The 13578-nt window shown below is 43.5% G+C and carries 5 protein-coding genes; 4 read left to right on the top strand and 1 reads right to left on the bottom strand.

Annotated elements, in window-relative coordinates; translation table 11 throughout:
* Positions 1-20: 20 nt before the first annotated feature.
* Complete coding sequence (locus KTG12_RS10510) at positions 21-3140, bottom strand: TonB-dependent receptor (RefSeq protein ID WP_122204372.1); 3120 nt, start codon at positions 3138-3140, stop codon at positions 21-23.
* A 1072-nt stretch (positions 3141-4212) separates the two neighbouring features.
* Here KTG12_RS10510 and KTG12_RS10505 point away from each other — a divergent pair.
* The 4 genes from KTG12_RS10505 (at position 4213) to KTG12_RS10490 (ending at position 13349) form a co-directional block, all read left to right on the top strand.
* Positions 4213-7317 carry a TonB-dependent receptor gene (locus KTG12_RS10505; RefSeq protein WP_022321610.1) on the top strand — a complete coding sequence of 1035 codons (3105 nt, stop codon included), beginning with the start codon at positions 4213-4215 and terminating at the stop codon, positions 7315-7317.
* An 11-nt stretch (positions 7318-7328) separates the two neighbouring features.
* Positions 7329-9110, top strand: coding sequence for a RagB/SusD family nutrient uptake outer membrane protein (locus tag KTG12_RS10500; protein ID WP_005641247.1), 1782 nt, complete (start codon positions 7329-7331; stop codon positions 9108-9110).
* A 206-nt stretch (positions 9111-9316) separates the two neighbouring features.
* On the top strand, positions 9317-9871 hold the full coding sequence (locus KTG12_RS10495; protein ID WP_005641250.1) for a DUF3332 domain-containing protein: 555 nt from the start codon (positions 9317-9319) through the stop codon (positions 9869-9871).
* A gap of 100 nt (positions 9872-9971) precedes the next feature.
* Positions 9972-13349 (top strand): glycoside hydrolase family 2 TIM barrel-domain containing protein, encoded by a 3378-nt coding sequence (locus tag KTG12_RS10490; protein WP_138273297.1) that lies wholly within the window; start codon positions 9972-9974, stop codon positions 13347-13349.
* The last annotated feature ends 229 nt before the right edge of the window (positions 13350-13578 follow it).

Below are 13578 nucleotides of genomic sequence, written 5' to 3'. Positions count from 1 at the left end.
ATCTTAAACAATCGTTCTTATCAGAATGTCACATTCACACCAAAAGCATGTGTCTGAGTTAACGGGAAACTGGAACCGCGTTCATCTCCGATTTCCGGATCCACATTGACAAGCATATTATGGATAGTAAACAGGTTTTCTACAGAGTAGTAGAAACGTACGTTTTCAATTCCAACCGATTTGATCACATTCTTCGGAAGTGTATAACCGAATTGCAGGTTCTTCATACGCAAATAGCTGGAATTCTGCAACCAGAATGTAGACACGACATTAGATGACAGACTCGGAGATGTTACATCATAAGCCACACGTGGCATCGTTGCATCTTTGTTTTCCGGTGTCCAAGCATCCAACCATACAGTTGCCGGATGTGAGTCATCGCCACCGAAATAGCCTGTTACTTCCTGGTTGATCAAACGATGCACGCCAGCCGCGCCCGTAAACAACATGGATAAGTCGAAGCCTTTATAAGCAGCATTCAGATTCAAACCAAACGTAAATTTAGGATCTGAAGAACCTGCAAGGACGCGGTCATCAGCCGTCATTTTACCATCACCGTTTGCATCCTGATAGATCAGATCACCTCCCTTGAACTTTTTAGTTCCAAACGGATAACCTGCCTGTGTGGAATATTTATCCATCCAAGCCTGAGCTGCTTCATCCGATTCAAAGAAACCATCTGCTTTATAAACACGATATGTGTTCAGCGCTTCACCAATCTTACGAACCTTATTGCCATTGTTCGGATCAGCCGTTACACCTCCGGCATCCGGACTCAAACCTAAATCCAATAATTCGTTTTTGTTGTACGAGAAGTTTCCGGTTGCACCAAACGACCAATCACCCCATTTGTTATTGTAGCTCAGAATCACTTCAACACCTCGATTGGACATTTCACCTACATTATCTTTATAAGCATCCAAACCAAATTCTGCCGGAACCGGAACATCCATGATAATACCTGTTGTCCTACGGTCATAGTAGTCAAATGTCACATTGATCTTGTTATTGACTGTCGCATCAAAACCAAGTCCCCATGTACGAGATTTTTCCCAAGAGATAGAAGACAGCTTATATGCTTTCTGATAATACCCCGACTGCAAAGCACCTCCTAACGGATAACTTGCATCTAGATTATAGGTATTCATCCAAGGATAATAATCAGTCAATGCATCTTGATTACCCAGTAACCCCCATGATCCGCGAATCTTCAAGTTGTTCAACCAATCTTTCGTATTTTCCATGAAACCTTCTTCACTAATACGCCATGCAGCAGAGAAAGAAGGGAAATATCCCCAACGATTACCATCAGCAAAACGGGAAGAAGCATCAGAACGGATATTACCTTCCAACAAATATTTGCCGGCATAATCATAGTTAATACGTCCGAACCAAGAAATCATCGCCAACTCACGTGTATAGCCATTGTTCTTCTGAGTAGCAGCATCTCCAGCCGCGATATCGGTCAGATCATTAGTCGGGAAATTCTTACGGAACTGCTGGTTATAGGTGTAGTCATACTTTTCCGTATGCCAACCTGCCATTGCTTTCAAACCGTGTTCACCGAATTGTCTGTCAAAATTCAACAATGCATCAAAGTTTGCACGATGCCAACCGGTAAAACGTTCTTCCAAACGATTCGGTTCTGTTTCCTTATTCGGATTGTACTGAATATATTTTTGAAATGCACGATAGTGTTGTTGATTGTTAACATAAGAACCCGTCACTGTTGCAACTAAACCGTCGATGATTTTATAATCGGCAGACAGGGTACCAGAGAAATTCTGATTTTTACGGTCAACAGTTTGGTTAACATCCAACCACGCAAGTGGGTTACCATCTCCAATAGTACCATAAGTACCGTCTTCAGCACGACCTACAATCCACGGAGCAATACGGTTCAACTGACGGATAATCTGATCAGAGCTGGCAGCACTATTCGGATCACCAGTTTCACTTATGCCAGATGCATAAGAAGAAATTGGGTCGGAATAGTCATTCTTGATATATGCCAAATTCAAACGAACCGTCAATCTGGAATTCAGCTTCAGATCCAAATTTGTACGAGCATTAAATTGCTGTCTGTCCGCATTCGGTAAAATACCGGTCTGTCCCAAATAGCCGACAGATCCCATATACTTCGCATTTTCCGTACCACCGCTCACACTTACATTATGAGAATGCTGTACACCGGTTCTATAGGCTTCATCATACCAATCCGTGTTAGGAGAAGTACCATTTCTGAAATTCTCAATATCAGTTTCATTGAAACGGGGATTCAAGCCTTCATCGATCATAGACTGGCTATACAAGCGCGCATAGTCATAAGAGCTGATACGGTCAATCATTTCCGTCGGTTTCTGGAAACCTACATATCCATTATAAGAGATACGTGGTTTACCTGTCTTACCACGTTTTGTCGTAATCAAGATTACACCATTTGACGCCTTCGAACCATAGATCGCAGCAGAAGCAGCATCTTTCAATACGGAAATACTTTCGATATCGTTCGGATCGACCGAGTTCATCGTTCCGGTTTCGATACCATCCACCAAAATATAAGGATCAGCCGTGTTTAATGTACCAACACCACGCACGCGAATCGTACCACCATCCTGTCCGGGACGGCCACCGCCGGAAGTAACCTGAACACCCGGCATAGTACCTTGCAATGCGGTAGAAACGTTCTGAACCGGGCGATTTTCTAACGCTTTGCTGTCAATCTGTGCAACAGCCCCGGTCATGTTCACTTTCTTTTGTGTACCGTAACCGACAACTACGACTTCTTCCAGTTTCTGAGTATCTTCCATCAGATTCACAGTCAAAGTCGCTTGTCCGGTGTACTTGATTTCCTGTGTTACATAACCGATAAAAGAGATTTGAAGAACATCACCGCTATTCACTTCCAAAACAAAGTTACCGTCCATGTCAGTAACCGTACCGTTCGTCGTACCTTTTACGACAACTGAAGCACCTGCTACGGGGCCCAGTACATCATTAACTGTTCCTTTCAAACTTTTCTGTTGCTGAGAAATACCAACTTTAGGAGTTGCTGTCTCATTAGCTGCGAACACTGTTCCTGAGGAACATAAAGCAGCAGACAACAGCAAAAAGCTGACTGGTCTTGCAATTTTCAACATACTAATTGTTTTTTGTTTAATAATAATAGTCACTATATGAATAAGATCCAAGGAGGTGATAACCACCTTACTTATAGATTCTTTACATTCATGGTATGATTCCTAACATCTGTCATACATTTGCCATGCAAATGAGAACATAGTTCTTGTAGGACTACGTCCTTTGACGGGGCAAATGTAATACATTTATTTATTATCTTGCATGTTTTTTTAGAAAAAATTAGCAAGAATACTATTGAATGTATTTTAATACCGTTTTTATACATTGAGACAAATATATTAAAATATTTTACTAATACAAATGATATTAATCGTTATTTTCTTTTACGACCTCTATTCTTTACCCTAAATCCTTTGAAAATTCGACAATATGGTTGTATTGTGCAAGATGCATGAATCCATAGTTTGTTTCATATATATCCCGAAGCTCTCAGGAATTTCAACCAAGTACACATCTTAAAATGTTAATTAACAATTAAGCGTTTCCGAGTGTTATTTTCTAAACCTATCAGATTTTCTTGCTTTTTTCTATATACTTATTGTATAGATCTAAATTTATATGGATAGATTCTAATCAATAATTTAATTTGCTATGTAATCGTCTGCTTCCCGCTATATATATTACTCTGGTTATAAACAACTGATAAATAGCATGATGGGATAAATATTTCCACATATTAAAGTAATCTGTCTATTAGCTGAAGATTGTATACTTTCCGGTTGATAATCATAGACCACATAACATACTAACATCAACAGATTAATTACTAGGAAAATCTGGTTTACTCCCAAGGTTTTCTACAAGAAACAGACTGGTAATTCTGATGTTTCAGTACAAATTCGTATAACTTAATCATAGTCCTACAAGAACTTCATACAAAAAATCCTCATTTTTGCCTATACAGCTTTATATTTCTTACAATAAGTCATAGTCCTACAAGAACTACACATGTGCAAGCATAAACTTTGACCCTAATTACTAAAAATAAGCAAGTAAGTGTGAGCTGTAGAAGAAAACAGATCCTCTTAAAGCCTATTATATCTAACTATTATTAAACAAAAAACAATTAGTATGTTGAAAATCGCAAGACCAGTCAGTTTTTTGCTGTTGTCTGTAGCCCTTTGTTCATCAGGGGTGATATTTGCCGCCAACGAAACTACGACTCCCAAAGTTGGCATTTCTCAGCAGCAAGCAAGTTTGAAAGGTGTCGTTGAAGACGAGTTCGGCCCTGTAGCAGGAGCTTCGGTAGTTGTAAAAGGCACTACAAACGGTACTGTTACCGACATGAACGGTAATTTTGTCCTGGAAGTAAAAAAGGGAGATGTAATCGTTATCTCATTTATTGGTTATTTGACCCAAGAGATCAAATACAATGGAGAACAAACGATCAAAGTCAGTCTGAAAGAAGACACCCAAAAATTGGATGAAGTAGTCGTGATCGGCTATGGTACCCAAAAGAAAGTAAACCTCACCGGTGCCGTTGCATCTGTCGGCTCCGAAGAGCTGAAAGAGCGTGTCAATACGGACGTGTTGGCTTCCGTTCAAGGACAGGTACCGGGGGTAACCATTATCAACCGTCAAGGTTCCATCTCCATCAACATGCGTGGTCGCGGAAACTTGGGGACTTCTTCCCCTTTGTTTGTCATTGACGGAGCAATAGCAGATGCTACATTCTTCTCCAATTTGGACCCGAATTCCATCGAAAGCGTATCTTTTCTGAAGGATGCCGCTTCTTCTGCAATTTATGGTTCTCGTGCTGCTTACGGTGTTGTCTTAGTCAAGACCAAAGACGGTAAGGAAGGTGATGTAAAAGTGACCTATGATGGAACAGTATCCATGAAGATCGCAACATACACTCCAAAAGTTTTAAGTTCGGAATGGTATGCTCGTTTGAGCAATGAAGCGGCATTCAATGAAAATCCGAATGCAGAGATGCCATATTCGGATGAAGAGATCGAAATGTTCCGTAACGGAAGTAACCCAGATATGTATCCGAATACAAACTGGTATGATTTAGTGCTGGACGATTTAGCAGTCATGACAAAGCATTCCGTTAGCGTAAGCGGAGGAAACAAAGTCAAATATTTCACCTCATTAGGGTATATGTATGATGACAAATTTACCCCCGGAGCTTCCGCCAACCGATATAATATGACCACCAACCTCTCATCCGATATAACCTCATGGTTGTCTTGGCGTTCAAACTTCAAATATATCCAAAACACAAACAATACAGAAAGCGGAGGTATTGGATATACAGAACTTCTAACCGTTCCGTCTACATATGTAGCTCGTCAAAGCAATGGAGAATGGGGTAGTTACGAAGGGGGCAATCCTGCAGCGCTGGTAAATATGCAACGTAATCCACTACGTCGCTTGGAAGAAGGGGGATGGAACAACAACAAATCACAAAATACATTGATCGACCTCGCCCTCGATATTAAACCAGTTAAAGGATTGACACTGACCGGACAAATGATCTATAAGGCATATGACTATAAAGGTAAAACATACGAAGCCAATAGAAATAAAATCAAAGATTTCGTAACCGGCTCAGAATTGAACGGTACGGATGTGACCGCTTCCAAGATGACATATGACTGGAACGAAAATAGTCGTTTGACCTACAATGGTTTGGCCAATTATAATTGGAGCAACGAAAACCATAATATAAGTGCATTAGGAGGTGTCTCATACGAACATTACAAATACCAACAACAAAAATCATGGCGCCGCAATTTCCCAACCAACGGTATGACGGGTATTAATGGAGGTTCGAGCGCACCCAGCGACATGAGCACGGAAGGTGATGTTTACGAAGATAAATTAATGTCTTACTTTGCCCGTTTGAACTACTCGTACAAAGACAGGTATCTGTTGGAAGCCAACTTTCGCGCAGATGCTTCTTCCCGTTTCCACAAAGACAACCGCTGGGGTTTCTTTCCTTCGTTCTCTGCCGGATGGCGTATTAACCAGGAAAGTTTCATGCAAGATGCCAGTTGGATCGATAATTTGAAATTACGTGCTTCCTGGGGACAGTTAGGTAATATCAATAACGTAGGACAATATGATTATTTTGCGACCTATGTACAGGGTGGAAATTATAACTTCGAAAATACGATCGTCAGCGGTATTCGAGAAGGAAAGCCAGCTAATCCTGGATTAGGTTGGGAAACCGTAACGATTACCAATGTCGGGGTCGATTTCGATATTCTAAACGGACTTTTCAGTTTCACTGGTGAATTCTACGACAAACAAACCAAAGATATCCTACTATCTTATCCGAGTCCAGCAGAAGTCGGTATCAATAGTGACTATAAGGTTTCGCAAAATATCGGTAAAGTAAGTAACAAAGGTCTGGAATTCAACATATCTCACAACAAATCCATTGGAGATTTCTCTTATACGGTTGGTTTTAATCTGTCTAAAAACTGGAATAAGGTAAAAGATTTAGGAGCAAACGATCCGATGATCGAAGACCCTTGGATTAAGAAAGTGGGTTATGCTATCGGCACATTCTACGGTTTCCGCTCAGACGGTTTATTGACACAGGAAGACATCGACAATGGCAACTACATAACAGACGGCATTACCCCACAGGCCGGAGACATTAAATATGTAGACTTGGATGGCGACGGAAAACTGACCGATAAGGACAGAGACTATCTGGCTTGTGACGTTCCCGATATTACATACGGCGTTAATCTAAACTTACGTTACAAAGGTTTCGAATTAAGTATGTTCGGACAAGGTGTGACTGGAACAATGGTTCGTTTCTATCAGGAACAGGCTTGGGCTTTCTCTGATAATGCCAGTCCACGTGAATTTCACCTGAAACGCTGGACCGTTGATAACCCCGACCCAAATGCAGCTTATCCTCGTATCTATCCGCGTACAAGTGCACACTCTACTTTCAACAATAAGTTCTCCGATTTCTGGTTGTTCGATTCTGATTATTTCCGTATCAAAAATATCACATTCGGATATAATTTCAATAAACACCAAATTCAGCATTTAGGTGTCGATGCTTTGAAACTTTACGTATCGGCTGAAAATCCATTTACAATTCGTGCAGATCACCGCATGGAAGACTTTGATCCGGAAACACCGTCCGGACGTGGAACAGACACCCGCGGAACTTCTTCTATTTCACTTGGTGTAAACTTAACATTCTAACAAAAAGCAAAATGAAAACAGTTAATAATATATTCAAACATACGTTCTTCTGCCTAGCTCTGGGAACAACAGTTTGCAGTTGTGACCTGGATGTCGAACCGACTTCCAGCATTGCAACAGAAACATTCTGGACATCAGAAAAAGATGCATGGTATAATCTGAACGCTGTTTACTCAGCAAGCATTCCCGGCGCAGCTGTTCACAGCGATTCGTATACGAACGATGCATACTGCCAATATTCATGGGAATCGAACGGAGCTATTTATCAGCAAAACGGCCTCAGTGCTCTATATGACGAAGGCTATAACTTCGAAACAGTCCGCAAACAAAACATTTTCTTGCAGGAAATAGAGAATGTTCCGATGGATGAAGATCTGAAAACACGGTTCAAAGCGGAAGTCCGAGCTATGCGTGCATGGACTTATCTGAACTTGACAACAACATTTGGTAAAGTTCCTTTGATCACCGATGTATTGTCATACGATGCTCCCAACATTCCTCGCGACGAAACAAGCAAAATCCGTGAATTTATTCTCAACGAACTAACTGAAGCAGCAGCTATCCTTCCGGAAAAATATGCAGGTAGTTATCCGAACGAAAAAGGACGTATGACCAAATATGCAGCTTTAGCCGTAAAAGCAAGAGCAGCCCTTTATTTCGGCGACTATCCGACAGCAGAAGCAGCAGCCAAAGAAATCATGGATAAAGGAGGTTTTTCATTATTCCAAGTCAGTGAATTGACCGAAGCACAAAAGAAAGAAGCTGAAGAAATGGAATTATACATAGATTTTGACAAATACGGTATCGACCGTGACAAATTTATGAAAGGCATGTTCAGCTACGAATCTTTATGGCATACGGAAAACGGGAACCCAGACAATCCGGAATATGTAATGACTCGTCAATATACCGCTTCCAGTTGGGACTACCAAGATATGACACGATACACAAGCATCCGTCCGAATCAATTAGGAGGTTGGTCTTCTGTGACTCCGACACAAAATCTGGTCGACGCTTACTGGACAGTAGACGGCAAAACACCGTCCATTCCCAGTATCGAAAAGCGTATGAATGCTTATAAAGTTATCAAAGGGGATTTGGACGAATATAAAGCTCCTGCAGGAGAAGCCAAATTTATTTCTTTTGCATCCGGCCTTATCAACAGTGGAAAACTGAAAGATTACGAGTACATGCAGGAATTCCGCAATCGTGATAGCCGTTTATATGCCTCCATCCTATTCCCCTTCAAAGGTTGGTATGAGACAAACTACGGTACAAACTTCATCTATGAATGGATCAAAAACGGGAATAATGAATCCAAGACTGGTTTCAACTTCCGCAAAATGTCACCGTTGGAAAATGATGCGAATAATGACGGACAAGCAACCGGCGATTATCCCTGTATCCGTTATGCCGAAGTACTGCTGATCTTTGCTGAAGCTCATACCCAGACAACAGGTTTCGACGGACAGACACAGGCTGCCTTGAATCAGCTTCGTGATCGTTGCGGTATGCCAAACGTACCGACAAGCCTCGGCAAGGAAGATGGATTGGCTTTGATCAAAAACGAACGTCGCATCGAACTGGCTGGTGAAGGTTTGCGCAGCGACGACCTAAGCCGTTATGGCGATGCTTATTGGAGTGCGCAGATGAACAATGTTCCTATCTCCACACCGGATGGCGAAAAAGTCATCACGATGAAATGGGATAGCCGGATGTCGCTGAGACCTATTCCCCAAACAGCAATCGACTTGAACCCTCTACTGGCAACAGATCAGAATCCAGGTTACTAACAACCGATACTCTCTATTAAAATAAAAAGAGGCTTCTAAAATCATTTAAATGAATTTTAGAAGCCTCTTTGTTTCATAAAAAGTTTCAAGCTCAAAAAGAAATTCATAAAGAGTAACCAATAAATAATTATAGTCCTGTTATTAATGACAATTATCGTATAAATTGTTATCTTCGTCCCCAAATTAACTACAAATACTAAATATTCATGAAGAAAAAAAGTCTAACTTTATTAGTGGCAGCAACGCTTGCCAGCAGTGTATTATTCTCATCATGCATTGGATCATTTGGGTTGTCAAATAAGCTGTTGGATTGGAACAGAAATATCGACAGCAAGTTTGTAAACGAGTTAGTATTCGTTGCATTCTGGATTGTTCCGGTTTATGAAATCTCTGCATTAGCCGACATATTGGTTTTAAACTCGATTGAATTCTGGAGCGGAAGCAACCCTGTTGCAGATGCCGGTACGGTAAAAACAATCGAAACCAAAGACGGCACGTATGCCATCGAAACCCAAAAAGACGGCTACCACATCCAGAAAGAAGGAGAAGAAAAAGCGGTAGATCTGGTTTTCAATGAAGCAGACAAGAGCTGGAGCGTAGAAGCAAACGGCGAATCGACCAAACTGCTGAAGTTCACAGGTGACGACGAAGTTGTCATGTACCTTCCCGACGGCAAAGAAATGAATGTAGAACTGAACCAGGCAGGCGTACTTGCTTTCAAACAGGTAGCCGAAGGTTATTCTTTCTACGCAGCAAGATAAAAAAATTGAAAGTTGAAAGATGAAAGTCAAAGATATACTCTCTTTCACTTTCATCTTTCACTTTTCAACAGACTAAGTCTAATCTAAATTAAAAATGCATATGAAACACATGATCAAAAAAACGATGCTCACAGGAGCATTAAGTTGCTTCCTTCTGGGGACTGCATTGGCTGACGATGCGACGAACCAGCCTGCGAAGCCTTACTGGCAGGACATCCAAGTCGTTGCCGTTAATAAAGAGGCTCCCCGCTCCTCTTTCATGAGTTATGGAGACCGTGCCACAGCTCTATCTTCCCGATATGAAAAAAGTCCTTTCTACTCATTGCTGAACGGCACATGGAAATTCTATTTCGTAGATTCATACAAAGACCTTCCTGCCAACATCACAGATCCTTCTGTCAGCACTTCCGATTGGGACGACATTACCGTTCCGGGAAACTGGGAGGTACAAGGACACGGTACTGCCATCTACACGAATCACGGATATGAGTTCAAACCACGTAACCCGCAACCTCCGCTGTTGCCGGAAGCAAACCCGGTAGGTGTTTACCGGCGCGACTTCGAGGTTCCTGCCGGTTGGGACGGACGTGACATATATCTACACATCGCCGGAGCCAAATCGGGCTTATATGTTTACGTAAACGGCAAGGAAGTCGGCTATAGCGAAGATTCCAAGAATCCGGCCGAATTCCTGATCAACAAATACCTGCAACCGGGCAAAAACATGCTGACGCTGAAAATCTTCCGCTGGAGCACAGGTTCCTATCTGGAATGCCAGGACTTCTGGCGCCTAAGCGGTATCGAACGCGATGTCTATCTATGGTCACAACCCAAGATCGCCGTCAATGATTACCGTATTGTCTCCACGCTCGACGACACCTATAAAAACGGTATCTTCAGCTTGGCAATAGATATCAAGAACCATTCTGACAAGGTCAAGAACATCGACGTGACATACGAATTATTAGATGCAAAAGGCAATGTGGCTGCTACGGCAGAAAACAAGTTGTGGGTAAGCCCGAACACGATTACAACGACTTCGTTCGAAAAGACACTGGATAATGTGGAAACATGGAACGCGGAACATCCGAACCTTTACAAGCTGTTGATGACGATCAAGGAAGATGGCAAGGTGACGGAAGTGATCCCGCAAAACGTCGGTTTCCGCCGCATCGAAATCAAAGAGATCGACCAGATCGCCGGCAACGGCAAACCATACACCGTCCTGCTGTTCAACGGACAGCCGATCAAGTTCAAAGGTGTCAATATCCACGAACACAACCCGCAGACCGGACATTACGTGACAGAAGAACTGATGCGCAAGGATTTCGAACTGATGAAACGGAACAATCTGAACTCCGTCCGCCTGTGCCATTACCCGCAAGACCGCAGATTCTACGAGCTTTGTGACGAATACGGATTGTATGTTTACGACGAAGCCAATATCGAATCGCACGGCATGTACTACAACCTGCGCAAAGGCGGTACGTTGGGAAACAACCCGGAATGGCTGAAACCGCATATGGACCGTACAGTCAACATATACGAACGCAACAAAAATCATCCGTCCGTAACGATCTGGTCATTAGGTAACGAAGCCGGAAACGGTTACAACTTCTACCAGACCTATTTATATGTAAAGGACAAGGAAAAGACCATGATGGGCCGTCCGGTCAACTACGAACGTGCACAGTGGGAATGGAACTCCGACATGTATGTCCCGCAGTATCCAAGTGCAAAATGGTTGGAAGAGATAGGTAAGGAAGGCAGCGACCGTCCGGTTGCACCGTCCGAATATGCCCACGCGATGGGTAACTCGACCGGTAACCTTTGGGACCAGTGGAAAGCGATCTACAAATACCCGAACCTCCAGGGCGGCTACATTTGGGACTGGGTTGACCAAGGTCTGCTTGCCAAGGATGCAAACGGAAAAGAATATTATGCTTACGGCGGCGACTTCGGCAAAGACATGCCGAGTGACGGCAATTTCCTTTGCAACGGTATCGTGAGCCCGGACCGCACTCCGCATCCGGCTATGGAAGAAGTGAAATATGCACACCAGAATGTCGGTTTCGAAGCTGTAGATGTGGCGAAAGGCATATTCAAAGTGACAAACCGTTTCTATTTCACGAGCCTGAAAGATTACATGATCAGCTATACGATCAAGGCAAACAACAAAATCATCAAAGGCAACAAGATGTCTCTCGACCTGGCGCCACAGGCATCCCAGGAAATCACAGTCCCGGTAGAAGGCTTGAAACCGCAGGCCGGCGTCGATTATTTGGTGAACTTTGTCGTGACTACGACCAAACAGGATGGCGTGATCCCTGCCGGATACGACATCGCACAGGATCAGTTTGTTTTGCCGGTAACAGCCGACAAGACCGTTTACAAGGCCGCAGGCCCCAAGCTGACCGTATCTGAAGAAGGAAACGACCTGAAGGTGACTTCTTCCAAAGTGAACTTCGTATTCGACAAGAAAGCCGGCGTCGTGGCTTCCTATAAAGTAGGCGGCACGGAATACTTCAACGAAGGCTTCGGTATCCAGCCGAACTTCTGGCGCGCCCCGAACGATAACGACTACGGAAGCGGCAACCCGAAACGTCTTGAGATATGGGAACTCTCAAGCCGTAACTTCAATGTGACAAGCGCGACAGGCGAGATCATCGATGGTAATGCCATCGTAAAAGTCGACTATAAACTGCCGGCCGGCAACCAGTTCCTGGTGACATACAAGATCTATCCTGACGGTATCATGAACGTGGCCACCCACTTCACGCCTGCCCATTTGGACGGTGTGAAGATCGGTATTTCCGAAGCGACCGCCACCGCGACCTTCTCACCGGGCCGCGCCAATGTCAGCGAACGCGACAAGATGGTCGTTCCGCGTATCGGCGTACGTTTCCGTCTGCCGGCAACGATGGACCAACTGGAATACTTCGGCCGCGGTCCGTTGGAAAACTATTGGGACCGCAAAGCCGGTTACATGATCGGACAGTACAAGAGCACGGCTGAAGAACAGTATTTCCCATACGTCCGTCCGCAGGAAAACGGCCACCACTGCGATACCCGCTGGATTTCATTAGGCGGTAAAGGCAAGAACCTGTTGATCGTTGCAGACGACGAGATGGAATTCAACGCAATGCGTAACTCCGTCGAAGACTTCGACGCTGGCAAGGCAACCGACCGCCCGTACCAGTGGAACAACTTCACACCGGAAGAGATTGCCAACCGTCCGGAAATCGGACCGTATGACAAACCTCGCCAGACGCATATCAACGACATCACACCACGTAACTTCGTTGAAGTATGCGTAGACCTGAAACAGCAAGGATTGGCCGGCTACGACAGTTGGTATTCACGTCCGGAACCGGAATATACTTTACCGGCAGACCGGGAATACAAATGGGGCTTCACTTTGATCCCCGGAGCCAAAGCCAACAGCGCACAGAAGAAAGCGGGCTACAGCTATAAATAAGCAATCCGGTTTCACATAACAAACTAAAAAAGCGGTTGCCAGAGATCGGCAACCGCTTTTTTTGCAAGCATCCGATTGGGCTTCACCATTCCCTGAAACCCTTTGACTATTATCATATGAGAGGGTGAAGGCAGTCCCGACGCTTGCCTTCACCTTAAAAATTTACTTTCACCTTGTCTCGTCCTGATTTTGGTTGACTGTGTATTAAAAAAATCCTGTTATAGGTTGT

The sequence above is a fragment of the Parabacteroides sp. MSK.9.14 genome (genome assembly GCF_019041495.1).
GTDB classification, from domain to species: domain Bacteria; phylum Bacteroidota; class Bacteroidia; order Bacteroidales; family Tannerellaceae; genus Parabacteroides; species Parabacteroides merdae.
The sequence above is the reverse complement of the archived record's forward strand: the minus strand, read 5'-3'. Positions and strand labels throughout refer to the sequence as shown.